This is a genomic window from Nonomuraea sp. JJY05, from assembly GCF_043496855.1.
Classification (GTDB): domain Bacteria; phylum Actinomycetota; class Actinomycetes; order Streptosporangiales; family Streptosporangiaceae; genus Nonomuraea.
Genome location: NZ_JBIEIS010000002.1, coordinates 235,420 through 254,229 on the forward strand (window position 1 = coordinate 235,420; position 18,810 = coordinate 254,229).

Here is an 18,810-nt window from a genome sequence, read left to right on the forward strand (position 1 = left end):
GCATCGGCACGCGGGGGCATCGGCACCTGTGCACATCGGGGCGTGTGGGCATCGGCACGTGGGGCCGTCGCAGCGGTCGAGCGAGGAGGTCCGCATTCCTCGCTGGTGCAGGCGTCGGCGGCACCCGGCGCAGCGGCCACCGGGCGTGTCCGATAACGTCCTCCCGCCACCGACTGCCACCGACCGACACCGACCGGCACGGACGGGCACGGACGGGCACGGACGGCCACGGACGGCCACGGACGGCCACGGACCGACACCGACCGACACGGACCCGGCACCAGGAGAACGCCCCTCCGGCCGGCCTCACCCGGCGAGGACCCCCGTACGAGACCGCGAGCCGACCAAGCTGGCGAGCTTCACCGGCCGCGGCTGGCGGTGACCGGCGCCACGATGACCCACCCTCCATGGCCCCTGACCGTCCCGGGCTGCCCCAGCGGTGACGTCATATCGTTGATCTCCGGACGGCACCGCGCGATGCCGAAGCCTGGCGAGGGCGCGATCGGGCTCATGGCCGGGTTCGGGGCTGACCCTCGAGCAGGGCGGCGAAGCCGTCGAGATGGCGCGCGAGGCTGTACTCGAACAGCCCGTCCAGGTCCGACACCGTCTCCTCGGGAATCGTGGCCAGCAGTGGAAATCGTCCGCTGCTGAGGAGTTCGTCGGCGCGGTTGCGTTGCGCGAGCCACCACCGGTCGAGGGACACCCCGGTCTCCTGCTCCGCCTCGACCTCTTCCGCCATCGACAGGGCGACGGTCATGACCAGCCCGTGCAGCGCGAGCGCCTCTCGAATGCGGGTCGCCATGGGCAGGCCGAGCCCGTCGAGCGCGCGCAGGGTCCATTCGGTGTGGGCCATCATGTTGGGCACGAGCAGCGGGCGCGTGAACGAGACGGCCCTGGGCAGCCAGAGGTGCCGCCGGACCAGCTCCCATTGCCGCCGGGAGATCAGCTCGAGCTTGGCCCGCCACCCGTCCGGCCCGGGCACGGGAAGCTCCGGCTCGCCGAAGACCTCGTCGACCATCTGCGTGACCAGCTCGTCCTTGTGCTCCACGTGCCGGTACAGCGACATCGGACCGGCGCCGAGCTCGGCCGCGAGTCGCCGCATGGACACCGCGTCGAGGCCCTCGACGTCAGCGATCTTGATGGCGGTGCGGAGCACCTGCTCGCGGTTGAGCGCCTGCTTGGGAACGCCGGCCTGCCGCGGTCTCGACGGCGCGGCAGGCTGCTTCTGGGTCACGCTCGCGCTGACCACCGCGCCGGAGCCGACCTTCGTCTCGACCAGCCCCTCGTCGCGCAGCGCCGCCATCACCTTGGTCGCGGTGGCGAGCGCGACGCCCCAGCGCTGGGCGATCTGCCGGATGGACGGCATCCGGTCGCCGGACCGCAGGTCGCCGCTCAGGATCCGGGCACGGATCTCCGCCACGATCCGCTGATAGGGCGGATCCGTCCGCTGCATGGGAGCCTCCGATCCATCGGCAACTGTACTAGTTCACTCCATACAGTACTAGTTCACTTATTTCCTGCAAAACAGCCATAAAGACCGCCATGTCAATACTCTGTACGCATGACAGTTGATACGCCGTACGCATCCGTGCGGCAGGCGGACGAGCAGGCGGTGCTGGACGTCCTCACCGAGGCGTTCATGGACGACCCCCTCGCCTGCTGGCTCTTCCCCGAGGCGAGCGAACGAGGTCGCCTCCAGTCGCACTTCTACCGCTCCCTGCTCATCCAGCCCACCGCCGAGGCGTACCTGATCGGCCGTGGCGAAGGCGCCTCGGTGTGGCTGGGTCCGGCGTCCCGCGAAGAGCCAGCGCCTGAGGCGGACCAGAAAGCGGTCTTCGGCGAGAGCGGGGCGCGGCTGCAGGCCGTGGGCGAGGCGCTGGCCCAACGGCACCCCGGCCACGAACCGCACCTTTACCTCGCATGCATGGGAGTGGTCGGCCGACGGCAGGGCGCCGGGCTCGGCTCGGCGATGCTGCGGCACCGGCTGGAGCGAGCCGACGCCGACGGGCTCGCCGCGTACCTGGAGGCGAGTTCGCCCCGGAGCCGCACCCTCTACCTGCGGCACGGATTCGAGGATCTCGGCGAACCGGTGCGCGTGGCGGACAGCCCGCTCCTGTGGCCGATGTGGCGCCGGCCGCGCCACTGACCGCCTGCCCAACCCGACGAACAAGGAAGACAACGACAATGACCAACCATGAAGCAGAGCGCGCGCCGACCCTGGTGTTCGTCCATGGCACCAACTCCTCCTCGGCCTTGGGCACGGGGCTGATCCGCGAACTCACCCTGCGCGGGCACCGCAGCCTGATGGTCGACCTTCCGGGACACGGCGACGAAGCGTTCTACCCCCGCGCGTACCAGGCCCCGCAGGACCTCCAGTCGCTCGCGACCGAGCCGTCGCCGCTCTCGAAGATCACCATCGACGACTACGTCGAACGCGTCGTGGACGTGGTGCGCCGCGCCCGCCGCCTCGGGCCCGTGATCCTGGCCGGCGCCAGCCAGGGCGGCGTCACCGTGAGCAGGGTCGGCAACGCCATCCCCGAACTGCTCGACCGGGTCGTCTACGTCGCCGCGTACTGCTGCGTGGACCTGCCGAACCTGACCGCCTACCTCTCCACGCCGGAGAACAGCGACAGCCTGCTCCCCCAAGTGACCCAGGCGCTGGTCGCCGACCCCGCGGTCCTGGGGGTGACCCGGCTCAACTGGCGCTCGGCCGACCCGGCGGTGTTCCGCGGCGTCCGGGAGGCCCTGGCCGGCGACTTCACCGACGAGGCCGTGAGCCGGCTGCTCAACCTGCTCGAACCGGACGAGACCGCCGGCATTCCCATGGCCGAAGCCCGGGGCCAGGCGCACACGTGGGGCCGCATTCCCCGGACCTACGTACGATTCACTCTCGACCGGCTGATCCCGCCAGCGCTGCAGGACCGGTTCATCAAGGAGGCAGACCGCCTCACGCCGGACAACCCCACCGACGTGCGAAGCGTCGCGGCGCCCCACGTCGGCCCCTTCGACCGGCCCGAACTGGTGGAGATCTTCAGCGACCTCCTCAGCCACTAGTTCCGCGCGACGTCGCGGGTGGTCCCGTCGGCGATGGCCTGGAGTTTGTCCGGGTTGGCGATGTTGTGGATGGTGGTGATGCGGCCCTCCGCGTCGAAGTCGAACGTGACGGTGGCGATCACCTTGCCCGGGCCGCTGAACACCACGCCCGGGCCGCCGTTGATCTCGACCAGTGCGGCCTTCATGTCGGCGGGCTCGACGCCCTGGTAGGTGACCTCGCCGATGGCGGCGAACCAGGCGGCCACCGTCTGCGCGCCCACGACCGGACGCAGGGCCTGGCGGACCTTGCCGCCGCCGTCGGTCCACAGGGTGACGTCCGGGGACAGCAGTTCCATGAGGATGTTGATGTCTCCCCCGGTCGCGGCGGCGAGGAAGCGCTCGGTGACGTCGCGCTGCCGCGACCGGTCCGCGGTGAAGCGGGGCCGCCGGGCCCGTACGTGCTCGCGGGCGCGGTGCGCGGCCTGGCGCACCGCGGTCTCGGAGCGCTCCACCGCCTCCGCGATCTCGGCATGGCTGAAGTCGAAGACCTCCTTCAGCACGAAGACCGCGCGCTCCAGCGGGCTCAGGGTCTCCAGCACCACCAGCATCGCCGTCGATACCGACTCGGCGTCCGTGACGTCGCCGGCGGTGTCGCCGCCGGTGAGGATGGGCTCAGGGAGCCACGGCCCCACATAGGTCTCGCGCTGGTGCTGCGTGGAGCGCAGCCGTTGCAGCGCCAGGTTCGACACGATCCGCGCCAGATAAGCCTTCGGGTCGGCCACCTGCGAACGGTCGGCGGCCGACCATTTGATCCACGCGTCCTGGACCGCGTCCTCGGCGTCCGCCACGGTGCCGAGGATGCGGTAGGCCACGGAGAACAGCAGGTTGCGATGCTGGTTGAAGACCTGCTGGTCGCGATCGGAGTACGGCTGCGTCACCGCGCACCCCGGACCCGGGTGAAGCGGCCGCCGCGGGGCCAGAACGCGCCCGAGGCGGGCATCTTCTTCATGCGGCCATAGGTCGGCCAGGGGGAAGCAGTCACCGTCTCCTTATACCGTGCCGCCATCCGGCCGGTCAGATACACCCGGCGGGGGCTGTCGTCGGGGTGGGTGAACTGGACGACCGCGTCGTGCCGCCCCAGGCTCACCGGCGTGTGGTAGTAGCCGAAGCGGAACGGCTTGGGCCGCTTGCCGTCCAGCGTGCGGACGATCGACACCGCGGCGTGCACGCCGGTCGGCATGCCGCCCTGGCAGGTGCCGTGCATGACGCCGTAGCCCTGCCGGATCGCGGCGGCGTCGCCCACGGCGTACACGTCCGGGTGCGACACCGACCGCAGCGCGGCGTCGGTGACGACCCGGCCGCGCTCGTCGACGGTCAGACCGGCCGCGGCCGCCAGCGGCGAGACCCGCGTACCGCTCGTCCACAGCACGGCGTCGGCGGCGACGAGTTCCCCGCCCGCCAGCTCCACCGCGTCCGGCAACACCTTGACCACCTCGACCCCGCTGAGCACCCGGACGCCCAGGCGCGCGAGCGCGGCCTGCAGGTACGCCCTCGGCCTGGGGCTCATGGCCGCGCCGGGCTCCTGCCGGCCCAGCAGTACGACGTCCAGCTCCGGGTACTGCTCGGCGATCTCCGCGGCCGACTCGACGCCGGTCAGCCCGCTGCCGCCGACCACGACCGTGCCACGGCCCAGCCGAACCAGCCGCTCGGCCAGCAGCTCGGCGTCCTGCGCGCTGTTGAGGGTGTACGCGTGGTCCTCCACGCCCGGCACCGCCGCCGTGTCGGCCACGCTGCCCAGCCCGTACACCAGCGTGTCGTAGTGCAGCACCCGGTCGTCGTCGATCCGTACGAGCTTCGCGTCCGCGTCCACAGCCGTCACCCAGCCCCGCACGAACCGCGCGCCCGTGCCCTCCAGCAGCTCCGGGATGCTCAGCTCGGCGACCCGCTGGCCGGTCGCCGACATGTGCAGCCGCAGCCGCTCGGTGAACCGCTCCTGCGAGTTCACCAGGGTCACCTGTACGTCCTCGCGTCCCTTGCCCCGAGCCGCGAGCTGGATGGCCGCGGCCATGCCCGCGTACCCCGCCCCCAGAACCAGAACCCGATGCGTGCCCGTTTCACGGTTTTTGGTCATCTTTGCGCCTTTCTCCTCGCGCTGACGACCACGAGATGCAAGCTGCTCGCCGATACGTGACATGAGCCGGGTGTGACGTGCGCCACACCCGGCCTCACGGAGGCTTGTGCCTGGTCAGCGGCCCTGAGGAGCCTGTTGGCGCTATCGCGGGGTCAGAACGCAGAACTCGTGGCCATCGGGATCGGCCATGACCACCCAGTCGACCTCACCCTGACCGATGTCGACGCGCGTCGCCCCGAGGGAGATGAGGCGCTCGACCTCCGCCTGCTGATCACCGTCGGCGGGCGGAGCGAGGTCGAAATGCAGCCGGTACTTCCCGGTCTTCGGCTCCAGCGGCGGCCCGCCCCAGGTGATCTTCGGGCCGCCGTGCGGCGAGCGGATCGCGGTCTCCTCGTTCTGGTCCCAGACCAACGGCCAGCCCAGCGCCTCGCTCCAGAAGTATCCGACCTCCTGCGAGCCGTCGCACGCGAGCGCTCCCACGAATCCGCACTCGGCCAGGAAGTTGTTACCCGGCTCGATCACGCAGAACTCGTTGCCTTCGGGGTCGGCGAGCACCACATGACCCTCCTCCGGACGCTGACCGATGTCGATGTGCCGGGCACCGAGCCCGAGCGCCCTCGCCACCGTCTGCTCCTGATCCTCGAGGGACGTGCTCGTCAGGTCGAAGTGCATCTGGTTCTGGCCGATCTTCTGCGCCTGGGACGGAAGAAACCGGATCCGGAACCCGGTGTCGTCGCTCGGCAGGAGCGCGATGCCGTCCTCGGGGTCGTCGGCCGGCTTCCAGTCCAGAACGCCGGCCCAGAAGTGCGCCAGACGGAGCGGGTCGTGTGCGTCGAAGCAGAGCGCGTGGAGGCGACAGGCCATTCCGCTCCGCACCTCCGATCTGCTGATGGAAAGCCGCAGAAAGGGCACGTCCTCCGCGCCCATGGAGAAAATAACGTCAGGCACTCGGAGACCGCCACGCATTTTCTCTCCCGCGCCCACGCACGCCATGCGCGGCGACGGAGGGCCCAGCATTGTCCCCACCTGACCGCCTTTCAGGCTGTCAGCCGATCATGTCCTTCCCCGCCACACAGGAGAGGTGCTTTGCTTGATTCCCGCACGTAGCACGCTGTCGGAAGAGGAACTGATGGGGTCGGCGAGGCGTGGCTCCCGGAACGGGCTGGCCGTTCTCCTCATCATGGTCCTGCTTACCGCCTGTGCCCCTGCGGTCGCCGTATCGAAGGTCCCGTCTCCAGGGCCGACCTGGTACGGAACGAACGAGAACGTCGCGGCGGATGAGACCTGCCCGAAGGGGGACGGGCCCAGGGGGCTGGACTGCCGCAAGACAGATCCCAGAGAGAAGGCGACTCCCAGGTTCGACGCATGCATGGAGCAGCACCACGTCAAGAACGCGGCCATTCTGTGCCATCGCGACTTGATCGTCTGGTTCGAATGCAGATATGGCGCACGGACGAACGCCGTCACTTCCAGGATGTGCGACGCTTCGGCCGGCTCCTATCTGTCCTGCCGCACAGGAACTCCCGCCCGCTCCGACCAGGTCTGTGCGGCCGCCGAACGAGAATACCTGCGCTGCCCCGGGTCGTACGGTGACCCCTTCGTCGAATGCGGAGACCCGCGGCGTTCCTATTATGAATGTCGCGATGACCCCAGAGGGAGCGACCCGTTCTGTGCCACCTATCTTGAGGTGCTGAGCGTCTGTCGCGCGCTGAAGGTCGGGTGTACAGACCTGCTCGACAAGTTCCTCACCTGTTCAGACGCGGAACTGTCTCCCAATGAATGCGCTTTCGGCCAGCGGATGAGGATCTATTGCCTCCGCGACATCAAGGAAGGCGTCTTCCACGAGGCGGACACCTGCGACGGTCAATGGCGTAAAGCGATGGCTGAATGCTCGACCGAGGCGCAACGCGCTGTTCCGTGCTCGCTGGGTGCGGGCTGGCGAGACGCGAGCTATTCGATCTGCGAGGGCCAGAGAGGTGTCGCCTATCTGAAAGGCCAAGCGACGAAGACGCACATTTGTTGGACGGGTGGCGATGCCGCCGAACTCACGGATGAGGCGGCGGAAGGCATCTGGGAGGACACGTACCTGCGTGTGGTGCACTTGGACGGCGAAAACAGCTACGAGGTCATGCACCCTGGAGTCCAAAGAACGCCATAGAGCTCAGGTCACGGAGCTCACGCTCGTCAAGCGACGTCCTGCTCTTTGGCCCGCGGTAACACCCTGTCCCACACTTCCACTCCCCAAGATCACGGAACAGGGGCGGAACGAGAGATCATGAAGGGCACTCCGCTCCTCGAAGGGGCGGAGGGTGACGAGTCGGCCTGTGGGCCGGGTTCTAATTCGGCATGATCGTGACCTGTGGCAATGCATGCGAAGGGTTTCCTGACCTGCAGAAACGCTGTGGTTACTCGTCGTTGTCCGACGTCATCTTGCGGTGCGATGTGCCCTGGCTGTGCCCTGCAGAGAAGCTGTGTCGTCTGGAGTCTCACGATAGGACTCGAACCAGAATCTCGTGATGTTGATCAGTTCGTGCTGGTTCAGGCGCGAGGTCGTGTCGGTCAGTGGTGTTCAGTCCTGTCCAGGCGAGTTCATCGTGGGTGGCTCCCGGCCTGGCTCCCCTTCGACCTTTCCGCCAATCATGCTTCAGACGTTTCCGTCGGGCTGTCAACCATCCTGACTTCTTCGATGCGAAGCTTTGGGGATGTCTCCTGACCTTGCGTTTTGCCTGGTCAACCCCTCTGTTCATGTGCATCGTAGGGCATCAGTAGGTTTCCGTGGGCGTCTTCAATGCCATTCTTTTTGTCACTCAGGTTGGGCGTCAGATCTGTCGTTCCTGTGGCGAAGACCCCTTTCGTCACGCCTTCAGGTGAGTCCAGCCCGCCCGCCACGCGCCGTACGTAATGCCGTATGACTTCCCGCTGCAGGTTCCGGTTCGGTTGCACTGCTGCTTCGCGAACCTCAGTCGACTGACCTTCCCGCGCTCAAGGCCATAGTAGTCCATCCTCCACTTCCAGAGATTAGGCCCGATGCCTTTAGTGCAGATTGCAACGACTTCCGCGAGATTGTAGGCTTTTTCCCGAGTGGTGCTTTTCCCCTCAGGGTATCCCCATACGAAGCTGACGTGCTGCTCGCCGACTTTGTATCGCGAGATGCCGGTATCGTAGGTCTTTTTTGCGGTCCCCTTCTTGCATGTCGCACCCCACTTGGTGTACAGAAAGCCGGGAGACGCTGAAGCCGCTTGCGGTGTAATCGCTACTCCGCCAATGGCGATCATGGATGTTGCAAGCCCCACAGCGAATCGCCGCATGACTGAGCTAGCCGGTTTCCTCATGATCCCGCCTTTCGTCGAGAGATACCAACGATGAGATCGTATGAGGGGGCGGTATATTTGAGGTATGTCGGAGATATTGCCGACCACAATTGCTCTGCCCTGCCCGTCTGCCGTCGTCCCACCCGCAGGGGTAGCGGGCCAGCCGCGGGGCTGCCCGGTCGCGCGCTCGGTGTCAGGGCCGTGATGGAGCGGAGGCGGCCCCCCGGCTGGTCTGCTAGGGCTTTCCCTGGGACGTCGGCAGGCGGGCAGGCTTTCACCTCAACCATTCAGCCACCGTTCGCGGCGATCTTGGCCGCCCCGGAGCCGGAGCCGGAGCCGGAGCGCCGGAGGCATGTTCTAACCCCGGCTCTGTCGCCGGCAACAGGTGCGCTGATGAGCTCAGCCCCGTGACCCGAGTAGTGCGCTGCTCTTGCGGCCCTGCCCTTCGTCCGCGCCAGCCGACCGGCGTTGTGACGGGTCGGGCGCGGGAGCCCAAGCGGGACTGCCCGGCCCGTGCCGCGTCGGCGGCGCGTGCGGCCCGGGCAGGGCCGCTTTAACTTCGAGACGGGCATGATCACGGTGGACCAACAGGTCATCGTGGTCAAGAGCCGTCCCATGCTCGGCACTCCCAAGAGCCCTGCGTCGGTGCGCGAGGTGCCTATGCCCGACTTCCTTGGTGTCGCCCTACGGAAGCACATCGCCGAGTACGAGCCGGTTGATGTCCTGTTCCGTACGGCCCTACGTGACAACCTGATCCGTCGCGATTACTTCAACGCGAAGATCTGGAAGCCTGCGATCACGGCGGCGGGCTTGCTTCCCGACACGACCTTTCACGACCTGCGTCACACCTTCGCCAGTACGGCTCTTGCCTCCGGCATTCCCATCTCGGAGGTCTCCAAGTGGCTCGGCCATGAGTCGATCACCACCACCGTGGACCTGTACGGCCACCTCGTACCCGAAGCCTCCGCCAGAGCCAGAGAAGCGCTCGACAGGGCATTCGGACCATCGCTGAATGTGCCCTGAGCGTGCCCTGATCTTGGGACATGCCCGTTCCCTCCCAGGTCAGAGAGGGATTGAGTGACGAGTCGGCCTGTAGGCCGGGTTCTGTCCTTCGTGAGAAGGGGCGACCATCCATCTAGGGCCGCCGTTGCCGGCGGCCTCGAGCGGTCTACCCGCGCGGCTCGGGCGGGCAGCCCTCGAACGTCGCGCGCGGGACGCTCCGGAGAGCGTCCCTTCTTGACCTTGCTCCGGGTGGGGTTTACCTAGCCGCCCACGTCACCGTGGGCGCTGGTGGTCTCTTACACCACCCTTTCACCCTTACCTCCCGTCGACCGGGAGGCGGTCTGCTTTCTGTGGCACTGTCCCGCGGGTCACCCCGGGTCGGTGTTACCGACCACCCTGCCCTGTGGAGCCCGGACCTTCCTCGGCGGGCCGGATGGCCCGACGCGGTCGCCCGGCCGACTCGTCAGCAGCACTTTACCAAGCTCCGCGGCGTTTCCGGTCAACGGCGCAGGTGTGAGGTGTCGTTGAACGACTTCACCACGGCCGGACCGTCCGCGTAGTACTCGATCAGCGACAGGCAGGCCACGTCGAGATGCATGCGGTAGAGGGACTCCAGAGGGGCCATCAGGGCCAGCCGCAGCAGCATCTTGATGGGCGTCACGTGGGAGATCGCGAGGACGGTCTTGCCCTCGTAGCGCTCCACCAGCCGCTCCCCCGCTGCCTGGACGCGGCGGGCGACCGTGGCGAAGCTCTCGCCGCCCGGCGGCGCGGTCTCCGGGTCGGCGAGCCAGGCGGAGAGCTCGGCGGGCCAGCGGCGCTGGACCTCCGTGAACGTGTGGCCCTCCCAGTCGCCGAAATCGAGCTCCCGGAGGTCCTCGTCCACCTCGACCTCGAGCCCGGTCCGCCGGGCGACCGCTTCGGCGGTCTGCCTGGCGCGCTTGAGGGGCGAGCTGACGATCACATCCAGCCGGTACGGCTCGCGCGACAGCCGTTCGGCGGCCGCCGCGGCCTGGGCCAGGCCGTTGGGCGTGAGCTCGGCGTCGCCCCTGCCCGAGAACCTGCGCTCCACGGACAGCGGGGTCTCGCCATGCCTGAGCAGGAGCAGGGACGTGGCCACGCGGGTGGGCGGGGCCCAGCCGGTGCCCTTGGCGGGCGCCTTGGCCGTGCGTTGCTGGGCCGCGGCGGTGGAGGCGGTCGGGGCGGATAGTTCGGAGATGGCGCCTATGTCGAGGACGTCTGTCTGTTGGGCGACGGGAGGGGGCGCGGTGGGCCGCGGGGTGCGGGGCGATGGGGGCGGTCCCCCGGCTGTCGGCGGCTGTCCCGCCTCGGCCAACGACGGCTGTGCCGCACCTGTCGGCGGCTGTCCGGCGGCGGCCGGAGGCTCTGCCTGTGCCTCCGGGTGGGTGGTGCCGGTGGTCTTCCAGGTCAGGCCCTTGGCGGCCGCGTCCATGGCCTCGTTGGCCAGGCGGTCGGCGTGCTTGTTGCGCTCGCGGGGGATCCAGGTCCACTCCGTCACCCGCAGCCGCCTGACCAGCGCTCCGGCTTCCATCGCGAGCGGCCGCAGCCCCTCGTTCTTGATCTTCCAGCGGCCCGCCATCTGCTCAATGACCAGCTTCGAGTCCATCCGTACGGCCACCGGCGCGCCGTCGCCGCCCAGCCGGAGCACGGCCTGCAGGCCGGCGATCAGGCCGCGGTATTCGGCGACGTTGTTGGTCGTGACGCCGATGGCCTCGGCCGCCTCCGCCAGCACCTGGCCGTCGGAGGCGTCCATGACCACCGCGCCGTAGCCGGCGGGCCCCGGGTTGCCGCGCGAGCCGCCGTCCGCCTCGATGACGTAGGAGGTCACAGGCCTGACTCTGCAGTACGTACGAGGATGCGCCGGCACTCCTCACAACGGAGGACCTCGTCGTGGGGCGCGGCCTTGATGCGGTTCATCTCGGCGATGGACAGGGCCACCTTGCAGCCCTGGCACCGGCCGCCACGCAGCATCGCGGCGCCCACGCCGTACTGGTCCTTGAGCTTCTCGTAGAGCGCGAGCAGGTCGGCGGGGATCTCGCCGGAGACGCCGCTCCGGCGGCCCTGGACCTCCGAAGCCTCCTTGTCGATCCCCTGGAGCGCCTCGTCGCGGCGGGCCTCGGCGGTGGAAAGGGCGGCGGCGAGCTCGTCACGCTGCGTGATCAGGTCGGTGACCTTGGTGTCGGCGGCCTCCTTGCGCTCCATGATCTCCAGCACGACCTCCTCCAGGTCGCCCTGACGCTTGTGCAGCGAGGCGATCTCGGACTGCAGGCTGGAAAGGTCGCGCGGCGAGGTCACGGCGCCCGAGTCGAGGCGCTTCTGGTCACGGTCGGCACGCGTGCGCACGGCGTCGACGTCGCTCTCCGCCTTGGCCTGCTCGCGGGCCAGGTCACCCGCCTGGGTCTCGGCCTCGATCACCTGCGTGGAGACCTTGGCGAACAGCTTCGACCGCTCGTCGATCTCGGCCAGCTCGGGCAGGGTGCGGCGGCGGTGGGCCAGCCGATCAATCACGGAGTCGAGCTCTGCCAGGTCGAGCAGTCTCTTCTGTGCCTCAGGGGCTGCTTTCATGATCAATATCCTTTTGTCCAAGCATCGGTGACCGTGGCGGAGACGCGCGTTTCAACGGTAACGCCACTGGAGTGCAGGATGGACGCCGCGCTGTCGAGCCAGGGCCACTCGGTCGCCCAGTGCGCGGCGTCGATCAGCGCGGGCCCGCCCGACTCCACGAACTCGCTCGCCGGATGATGCCGCAGATCCGCCGTCAGGAACACATCGACCTCGGCCGCCTTGGCCGTGCCGAGCAGGGAGTCGCCGGCGCCGCCGCTGACCGCGACGCGGCTGACGGGCCGGTCGGGATCGCCTGCCACGCGGATGCCCCAGGACGTGCGGGGCAGGCCCTTGGACGCCTGGGCCGCGAAGTCGCCCAGCGTCGTCGCCGACGGCAACTCGCCGATGCGGCCCAGACCTCGCCACGGGTCGTCCGGGAACGGCTGGAGCGGCACCAGGTCGCCCACCAGGCCCACGGCTCTGGCCAGGGCGTCGGACACGCCGGGGTTGGCCACGTCGGCATTCGTGTGGGCGGTGTAAAGGGATATGTCGTTCTTTATCAGGGTGTGAATCAGGCGGCCCTTCGGCGTGGTCGCGGCCACGCTGGTGGTGCCGCGCAGGTAGAGGGGGTGGTGGGTGACGATCAGGTCGGCCCCCCACTCCAGGGCCTCCTCGGCCACGGCCGCCACCGGGTCGACCGCGAAGAGCACCCGGCGCACCTCCTGGGCCGGATCCCCGCAGACCAGCCCCACGGCGTCCCACGACTCGGCCCGGGCGGGCGGATAGGCCGCCTCGAGCACCTCGATCACGTTCGTCAACGACACAGCAGCCACCTGCGCAGACTATCGGCACGGGAGAGGGTGTCGGTGGAACGGCGTTCGGCGTAATGTAAGTGAATCCTGACCTGCGGAGGGCGGCATGTCACCAAGCGTCGCGATCGTCGGAGCGGGGTTCGGCGGACTGTGCATGGCGATCCAGCTCGAACGGGCCGGGATCCGCTCGTACACGGTCTTCGAGAGGGCTGACGACCTCGGGGGCACCTGGCGCGACAACAGCTACCCCGGGGCAGGATGCGACATTCCCTCGCATCTTTACTCGTACTCGTTCGAGAAGTACGCGAGCTGGACCCGCCGCTACCCAGAACAGCCCGAAATTCTTGGATATCTTGAACATTGCGCCGATAAATACGGCGTCAGGCGAAAAATCCGGTTTGGGGCCGAAGTCCGGCGCGCCGAGTTCGACGGCACCAGGTGGCAGGTGACGAGCGGCGACCGCACCGAGCCGTTCGACGTGGTCGTCACGGGCGCGGGCCAGCTCAACCGCCCCCGCCTCCCCGACATTCCGGGAATGCCGGACTTCGGGGGTGTCTCCTTCCACTCCGCCCGCTGGAACCACGACCACGACCTCACCGGCCGCCGCGTCGCGGTGATCGGGAACGGCTCGTCGGCGGCCCAGTTCATCCCGCGCGTCGCGGAGCGGGCCGAGCGCCTGTACGTCTTCCAGCGCACCCCCAACTGGGTCATCGCCAAGCCGGACGCGACCTTCGGACCGCTGGCCAGGCTGGGGTTCCGGCTCGTCCCCGGGCTCCAGCGCGCCTACCGCGAGTGGCTCTACCGGTACGCCGAGGCCACCCTCTACCCCGCGCTAGCCCAGGGCTGGAGCGCGGACCTGCTCAAGAAACGCGCCCTGCGGCACCTGCACGACCAGGTTCCCGACCCGGCGCTGCGGGCCAAGCTCACGCCCGACTACCCGCCGGGCTGTAAGCGCGTGGTCATCGACAGCGCCTTCTACCCCGCGCTGACCAGGCCCAACGTCGACGTGGTGACGGACAGGATCGTACGGATCACGCCCACGGGCGTCGAGACCACCGAGAGCCCGCACGAGGTGGACACGATCGTCTACGCCACCGGCTTCCGCACCACCGAGTTCCTGGCCCCCATGGAGATCACCGGGCGCGACGGCCGCACGCTGGAGGAGCAGTGGAAGGGCGGCCCCGAGGCGTACCTGGGCATCTCCGTGCCCAACTTCCCCAACCTCTTCCTCCTGTACGGCCCCAACACCAACCTCGGCCACAACTCCATCGTCTTCATGATCGAGTGTCAGGTGGAGCACATCATGTCCTGCCTGCCGTACCTGTCCGCCAACGGGCCGATCGAGGTGCGGCCCGAGGTGATGGCGGCCTGGCGCGGGCAGCTCGACGCGGCGATGGCGCGGATGGTGTGGGGCGGCGGCTGCCAGAGCTGGTACAAGACGGCCGAGGGCCGCGTGACGAACAACTGGCCCGGCCCCACCACCCTCTACCGCCGGCTCACCGCCAGACCCTCGGCCCCCGCCTACCGGCCCGTCGGCCTGTCGGCGCCGTAGCCGCGACGGCGCCGAGAGGCCGACGAAGGGCCACACGGAGGCCCGCGACAGGGCCACCCGCGGACGTGCGTAAATGGAGGCATGAACGGTGGCGTGAAGATCAGGGAGTTGCGGGAGATCGACGAGTTCAAGGAGGTGTACCGGCTCTTCGACGACATCTGGCACCCCGCGCCGAACAATCCGCCCGTGACCATGGAGCTGATGATCGGGTTCGCGCACACGGGCAACTACGTGGCGGGCGCGTACGACGAGGGCGGCACGCTCGTGGGCGCCTCGGTCGGGTTCAGGGCGGCGGAGCGGACGCTGCACTCGCACGTGACCGGCGCCGTCATCGGCAAGGGCATCGGCCACGCGCTCAAGGCGCATCAGCGCGAGTGGTGCCTGGGTCAGGGGCTGGAGCGGATCACCTGGACGTTCGACCCCCTCGTACGCAGGAACGCGCGCTTCAACCTGGTCAAGCTGGGCGCCATGCCGGAGGAGTACCTGGAGGACTTCTACGGGAAGATGGCCGACGCGATCAACGAAGGGGACGCCTCCGACCGGCTGCTGGCGGTGTGGCGCCTCACGGACACGGCGAAACCCGGCGAACACCCCCGCCGAAACGCCGAGGCGCTCCTGTCGGACGAGGGCGGGTGGCCCGTGGCCAAGGAGGCGCGGGGCGGCACGGTGCTCGTGGGGACGCCGGCCGACGTCGAGCGGCTGCGGCGCGAGGACCCGGCGGCCGCCGCGGCGTGGCGGCTGGCCGTGCGGGACACGCTCGGCCGGCTCATGAAGGAGGGCCGGCGTGTCGTGGGTTTCACCGATCGCGGTGAATACGTGGTCACGCAGGTTAACCAGGCATTCCACCAGAGTTTCCGGTCTCTGTAATGTGGCGGCTAGGCAACGCTTAGCAAGGAGATTCGCATGGCGGAGTTCACCCCGACCGTTCCCGCGCGAGTCCTACCGTCCGTCACCGTCCGCGACCTGCCCGACCCTCCCCGATCGACCTGGCGCATCATCGGCCCGGGGCTGGTCGGCGCGGGTGTGGGGCTGGCGTCGGGCGAATTCATTCTCTGGCCGTACATCGCCTCCCAAGTCGGGCTCATCTTCGTCTGGGGAGCCGCGATCGGCATCATCACGCAGTGGTTCCTGAACATGGAGATCGAGCGCTACACGCTGGCCACCGGCGAGACCGCGCTCACCGGCTTCAGCCGCATGTGGAAACACTGGGGCCTGGTCTTCGTGGTGATGACGCTCTGCTCGAACCTCTGGCCCGGCTGGGTCACCACGTCCGCGACGATGGTGACGTACCTGACCGGGTCGGGCGCGAGCAGCGTGCGGTGGATCGCCATCGGCATGCTCGTCGTGATCGCGCTCGGCCTGACGCTGGCGCCGGTGATCTACACCGCGCTCGAACGGGTCATCTTCGTGAAGATCATCCTGGTGGCCACGCTGATCCTGGTCGCCGTCCTGTTCGCGATCAACGCGGAGAGCTGGGTCCAGCTGGGCAAGGGCCTGACCGTCGGCGCCCGGCTGCCGGTGCCGGCGCTGGAGTTCTCGGTGCTGATGGGTGCCATCGCCTACGCCGGCGCGGGCGGCGGCCAGAACCTCTGCCAGAGCAACTGGATCCGCGACAAGGGCTTCGGCATGGGCCAGTACGTGCCGCGCCTGGTCAGCCCGGTGACCGGCCAGGAGGAGGCGGCCGCCTCGACCGGCTTCCAGTTCGCGCCCACCAAGGAGAACCTGGCGCGGTGGCGGCAGTGGTGGCGCTTCGCGAACATCGAGCAGGCCTGGACGTTCGCCGTGGTGTCGTTCCTGACGATCGCGTTCATGTCGATGCTGGCCTACTCCACCGTGTTCGGCCGGGAGGGGCTGGCCAACGGCATCCAGTTCCTGCAGGTCGAGGGCGAGGTGCTGCAGGAGGTCGTCGGGCCCTGGTTCGGCGTGCTGTTCTGGTTGATCGGCGCGCTGGCGCTGTTCGCCTCCGCCATGGGCATCGTCGACTACACCTCGCGGCTGGCCTCCGACACGATCAAGACGGTCTACCTGCGTGACAAGCCCGTCTCGGTGAACCGCGTCTACTTCTACACCGTCTGGGCGATGGCGCTGATCGGGATCGCGGTCCTGATGGCGGGCTTCGACCAGCCGCTCATCCTGCTGGTGTTCTCGGCGTGCTTCGCGGCCGTGATGATGTTCGTGTACTCGATCCTGCTGATCGTCCTCAACCGGCGGTCGCTGCCCGAGCCCATCAAGGTGCGCTCGTACCGGCTCGGCGCGCTGATCTGGTCGGTGGCCTTCTTCGGCACGCTGACCGTGCTGGTCGTCATCCAGCAGGCGCAGAAGCTGTTCGGCTGATCAGAAGGGAGTGACCTGCCCCGGAAGTTGACCTCAACCTCACTTGAGGTTGCAGACTCGGCCGCATGAACGTGATCGAGGTGACCAGGTTCGGCGGTCCTGAGGTGCTGGAGGTCCGGCAGGCGCCGGAGCCGGAGGCCGGCCCGGGGCAGGTGCTCATCGGCGTGTCCGTGGTGGACGTGATGTCGCTCGACGCGCAGTTGCGGGCCGGGTGGGGACGGGAGTGGTTCCCCGGCGAGCCGCCGTTCGTGCCCGGCACCGGCGTGGCCGGGCGGGTGCTGTCGGTGGGCGACGGCGTGGACGACGCGTGGGCGGGGCGGCGGGTGGCCGCGTTCCTGCCCGGCGGCGGCGCGTACGCCGAGCGGGTCGTGGCCGACGTCGAGACGGTGGTGGCGGTGCCCGACGAGGTGCCCCTGTGGCGGGCGGCCGCGCTGATCCAGGTCGGGCCCGCGGCTCTGAGCCTGGTGGAGGCGGCCGAGCTGAAGCCCGGGACGCGGGTGCTGGTCACGGGGGCCGGTGGGGCGCTGGGGCTGTCGATCGTGGGGTTGGCGAGTGCGGCGGGGGCTCAGGTGACGGCCGCCGCCCACGGCGCGGCCAAGCGGGCGGCTGCCCTGGCCATGGGCGCGGCGGAGGCCGTCGACTACGACGAGCTCGGCGGGCCCTTCGACGTGGTCTTCGACGGGGTGGGCGGGGAGGTCGGCGGCGCCGCGTACGAGCTGGTCGAGCCCGGCGGCACGTTCTTCGCCTACGGCGTGCCCAGCGGCTCTACCGCCCGGATCGAGGCCGGGGCCGCGCGGGTGGTGGGCATGGAGCAGGTCCAGTTCGCCCCGGACGAGTTCCGGCGGCTGGCCGTGCGGGCCCTGGAGCACGACAGCCTCACGACCGTCGTGGGCCTGGCCGTGCCGCTGGAGCGGGCGCACGAGGCCCACGCCGCCCTGGCGAGCCGCGAGCTGGTCGGCAAGGCGGTCCTGCTGGTCACCGCCCAGGCCGCCCGCTACCGCGCCCACGGCGGTCCGGAGGTGCTGGCGCTGGAGGAGATCCCGCTCCCCCAGCCCGGCCCGGGACAGGTGCGGATCGCGGTCAGGGCGGCCGGGGTCAACCCCATCGACTGGAAGCTCCGCCGCGGCCTCATGGGCGCGCCCCTCGGCGAGCCTCAGGGCACCGGGCTCGAACTGGCCGGGACGATCGACGCCATCGGCCCCGGCGTGACCGGGTGGCGGCTGGGGGATCCGGTGTTCGGGCAGGTCGATGCGGGGGCCGCCGCCACGCACGCGATCGCGGACGCGAGCCTGCTGACGGCCAAGCCGGACGATCTGACGTACGAGGAGGCCGCCGCGCTGCCCGTCGCCGTCGAGACGGCCCGGCGCGCGCTGGGCGGGCTGGGCCTGGAGAAGGGCCAGACGCTGCTGATCCACGCGGTCGCGGGCGGCGTCGGGCTGGCCGCCGCGCAGCTCGCCCTCGCCGCGGGCGCCCGGGTCGTCGGGACGGCCGGCGAGCGCCACCACGCCTTCCTGCGCGGCCTCGGCGTCCACCCGGTCACGTACGGCGAGGGCCTGGAGGAGCGCCTTCCCGGCCCCGTCGACCGGGTGCTGGACGCCTCGGGCAGAGGCGAGCTGGAGCTGTCGGTGAAGCTGGCCGGCGACCCCGCCCACGTGATCAGCATCGCCGACCGGGCCGGCGCGGCCAGGCTCGGCGTGCGCTTCTCCTCCGGTGGCGCGAAAGGGCCGGTGGAGCACGCAAACGTACGGATCCCCATCGCGGCGGCGTTCCCCCTGGAGAGGATCGCCGACGCGCACCGGCGCAGCGAGGACGGCCACTTCCTGGGCAAGATCGTGGTGAACACGGAAGGCGCCTTGCCGCGATAGCGCGGCGCACTGGTCTCCATGCTGGAAGCCTCGGCACGCCTGCTGAAGCTCCTGTCCCTGCTGTACTGGACCGGCCCCGTGCAGGCCACGCCCGGGGTCGCGGGCGGCTACCGGCCGGGCGCCGGGCCCGCGCTGCCGCGCCGCCGCTCGACGACGAGGAGGCCGTCGCGGTGGCGGCCGGGCGGCGGGCGGTCAGCGAACGGTAGGG

16 protein-coding genes, 1 other RNA gene and 2 pseudogenes are annotated in these 18,810 nt (G+C 69.4%); 10 read left to right on the top strand and 9 right to left on the bottom strand.

Translation table 11 applies throughout. The annotated features are described in order from the left end of the window. Positions 1-508 precede the first annotated feature (508 nt). Positions 509-1,453: a TetR/AcrR family transcriptional regulator C-terminal domain-containing protein gene (locus ACFKCF_RS03270; RefSeq protein ID WP_394490417.1), complete on the bottom strand. Its 945-nt coding sequence runs from the start codon at positions 1,451-1,453 to the stop codon at positions 509-511. Positions 1,454-1,561: 108 nt separating this feature from the next. On the opposite strand from ACFKCF_RS03270, the gene ACFKCF_RS03275 reads away from it, so the two are divergent. Together ACFKCF_RS03275 and ACFKCF_RS03280 are read left to right on the top strand one after the other, a co-directional pair. After that, the gene (locus ACFKCF_RS03275; protein WP_394490419.1) at positions 1,562-2,146 is read left to right on the top strand and encodes a GNAT family N-acetyltransferase; all 585 of its coding nucleotides are present in this window, start codon (positions 1,562-1,564) and stop codon (positions 2,144-2,146) included. A 38-nt stretch (positions 2,147-2,184) separates the two neighbouring features. Continuing rightward, entirely contained in the window at positions 2,185-3,054 is an 870-nt protein-coding gene (locus ACFKCF_RS03280) for an alpha/beta fold hydrolase (RefSeq protein ID WP_394490421.1), read from the top strand. Here the strand turns inward: ACFKCF_RS03280 and ACFKCF_RS03285 are convergent. From ACFKCF_RS03285 to ACFKCF_RS03295, 3 genes are all read right to left on the bottom strand, one after another. Further along, a complete protein-coding gene (locus ACFKCF_RS03285) occupies positions 3,051-3,971 on the bottom strand; it encodes an RNA polymerase sigma-70 factor (protein ID WP_394490423.1) in 921 nt (306 codons plus the stop codon). The two genes, ACFKCF_RS03280 and ACFKCF_RS03285, sit on opposite strands and share 4 nt — an antisense overlap. Then, entirely contained in the window at positions 3,968-5,164 is a 1,197-nt protein-coding gene (locus ACFKCF_RS03290; protein ID WP_394490425.1) for an NAD(P)/FAD-dependent oxidoreductase, read from the bottom strand. Before ACFKCF_RS03290 ends, ACFKCF_RS03285 begins: the two co-directional genes overlap by 4 nt. Before the next feature lie 141 nt (positions 5,165-5,305). Then, complete coding sequence (locus ACFKCF_RS03295; RefSeq protein WP_394490427.1) at positions 5,306-6,028, bottom strand: VOC family protein; 723 nt, start codon at positions 6,026-6,028, stop codon at positions 5,306-5,308. A gap of 226 nt (positions 6,029-6,254) precedes the next feature. On the opposite strand from ACFKCF_RS03295, the gene ACFKCF_RS03300 reads away from it, so the two are divergent. Beyond that, positions 6,255-7,322, top strand: a complete 1,068-nt coding sequence (locus ACFKCF_RS03300; protein ID WP_394490429.1) for a hypothetical protein — start codon at positions 6,255-6,257, stop codon at positions 7,320-7,322. A 697-nt stretch (positions 7,323-8,019) separates the two neighbouring features. On the opposite strand, the gene ACFKCF_RS03305 is transcribed toward ACFKCF_RS03300, so the two are convergent. Next, a complete protein-coding gene (locus tag ACFKCF_RS03305) occupies positions 8,020-8,496 on the bottom strand; it encodes a hypothetical protein (protein ID WP_394490431.1) in 477 nt (158 codons plus the stop codon). A gap of 549 nt (positions 8,497-9,045) precedes the next feature. On the opposite strand from ACFKCF_RS03305, the gene ACFKCF_RS03310 reads away from it, so the two are divergent. Further along, positions 9,046-9,498, top strand: coding sequence for a tyrosine-type recombinase/integrase (locus ACFKCF_RS03310; protein WP_394490433.1), 453 nt, complete (start codon positions 9,046-9,048; stop codon positions 9,496-9,498). A 54-nt stretch (positions 9,499-9,552) separates the two neighbouring features. Here ACFKCF_RS03310 and rnpB read toward each other — a convergent pair. The 4 genes from rnpB to ACFKCF_RS03330 form a co-directional block, all read right to left on the bottom strand. Then, an RNA gene (gene rnpB / locus ACFKCF_RS03315) (RNase P RNA component class A) lies at positions 9,553-9,940 on the bottom strand. A 36-nt stretch (positions 9,941-9,976) separates the two neighbouring features. Next, a complete protein-coding gene (locus ACFKCF_RS03320) occupies positions 9,977-11,323 on the bottom strand; it encodes a histidine phosphatase family protein (RefSeq protein ID WP_394490435.1) in 1,347 nt (448 codons plus the stop codon). After that, positions 11,320-12,060: a zinc ribbon domain-containing protein gene (locus ACFKCF_RS03325; RefSeq protein ID WP_394490437.1), complete on the bottom strand. Its 741-nt coding sequence runs from the start codon at positions 12,058-12,060 to the stop codon at positions 11,320-11,322. The genes ACFKCF_RS03320 and ACFKCF_RS03325 overlap by 4 nt, the downstream gene beginning before the upstream one ends. Before the next feature lie 2 nt (positions 12,061-12,062). Next, entirely contained in the window at positions 12,063-12,863 is an 801-nt protein-coding gene (locus tag ACFKCF_RS03330) for a Nif3-like dinuclear metal center hexameric protein (protein WP_394490439.1), read from the bottom strand. A gap of 94 nt (positions 12,864-12,957) precedes the next feature. Between ACFKCF_RS03330 and ACFKCF_RS03335 the strand changes: the two genes are divergently transcribed. The 6 genes and pseudogenes from ACFKCF_RS03335 to ACFKCF_RS03360 all read left to right on the top strand — a co-directional run. Then, positions 12,958-14,403, top strand: coding sequence for a flavin-containing monooxygenase (locus ACFKCF_RS03335; RefSeq protein WP_394490441.1), 1,446 nt, complete (start codon positions 12,958-12,960; stop codon positions 14,401-14,403). 81 nt (positions 14,404-14,484) lie between these two features. Continuing rightward, a complete protein-coding gene (locus tag ACFKCF_RS03340) occupies positions 14,485-15,270 on the top strand; it encodes a GNAT family N-acetyltransferase (RefSeq protein ID WP_394490443.1) in 786 nt (261 codons plus the stop codon). A gap of 36 nt (positions 15,271-15,306) precedes the next feature. Continuing rightward, a complete protein-coding gene (locus ACFKCF_RS03345; protein ID WP_394490444.1) occupies positions 15,307-16,737 on the top strand; it encodes an Nramp family divalent metal transporter in 1,431 nt (476 codons plus the stop codon). Between the two features lie 65 nt (positions 16,738-16,802). Then, positions 16,803-17,696 (top strand): annotated as a pseudogene (locus ACFKCF_RS03350) (zinc-binding dehydrogenase); the annotation flags it as partial. A 12-nt stretch (positions 17,697-17,708) separates the two neighbouring features. Beyond that, complete coding sequence (locus ACFKCF_RS03355; protein ID WP_394490755.1) at positions 17,709-18,602, top strand: NADP-dependent oxidoreductase; 894 nt, start codon at positions 17,709-17,711, stop codon at positions 18,600-18,602. A gap of 18 nt (positions 18,603-18,620) precedes the next feature. Beyond that, positions 18,621-18,799: pseudogene (locus ACFKCF_RS03360) on the top strand (DNA-binding transcriptional regulator); the annotation flags it as partial. Between the last annotated feature and the right edge of the window lie 11 nt (positions 18,800-18,810).

Bases quoted from the DNA above. Each gene is read 5' to 3' on its own strand.
- ACFKCF_RS03345 (WP_394490444.1), top strand. From the start codon at position 15,307: ATGGCGGAGTTCACCCCGACCGTTCCCGCGCGAGTCCTACCGTCCGTC.
- ACFKCF_RS03275 (WP_394490419.1), top strand. From the start codon at position 1,562: ATGACAGTTGATACGCCGTACGCATCCGTGCGGCAGGCGGACGAGCAG.
- ACFKCF_RS03335 (WP_394490441.1), top strand. From the start codon at position 12,958: ATGTCACCAAGCGTCGCGATCGTCGGAGCGGGGTTCGGCGGACTGTGC.
- ACFKCF_RS03305 (WP_394490431.1), bottom strand. From the start codon at position 8,496: ATGAGGAAACCGGCTAGCTCAGTCATGCGGCGATTCGCTGTGGGGCTT.
- ACFKCF_RS03290 (WP_394490425.1), bottom strand. From the start codon at position 5,164: ATGACCAAAAACCGTGAAACGGGCACGCATCGGGTTCTGGTTCTGGGG.
- ACFKCF_RS03280 (WP_394490421.1), top strand. From the start codon at position 2,185: ATGACCAACCATGAAGCAGAGCGCGCGCCGACCCTGGTGTTCGTCCAT.
- ACFKCF_RS03295 (WP_394490427.1), bottom strand. From the start codon at position 6,028: ATGGCCTGTCGCCTCCACGCGCTCTGCTTCGACGCACACGACCCGCTC.
- ACFKCF_RS03310 (WP_394490433.1), top strand. From the start codon at position 9,046: ATGATCACGGTGGACCAACAGGTCATCGTGGTCAAGAGCCGTCCCATG.
- ACFKCF_RS03340 (WP_394490443.1), top strand. From the start codon at position 14,485: ATGAACGGTGGCGTGAAGATCAGGGAGTTGCGGGAGATCGACGAGTTC.
- ACFKCF_RS03325 (WP_394490437.1), bottom strand. From the start codon at position 12,060: ATGAAAGCAGCCCCTGAGGCACAGAAGAGACTGCTCGACCTGGCAGAG.
- ACFKCF_RS03270 (WP_394490417.1), bottom strand. From the start codon at position 1,453: ATGCAGCGGACGGATCCGCCCTATCAGCGGATCGTGGCGGAGATCCGT.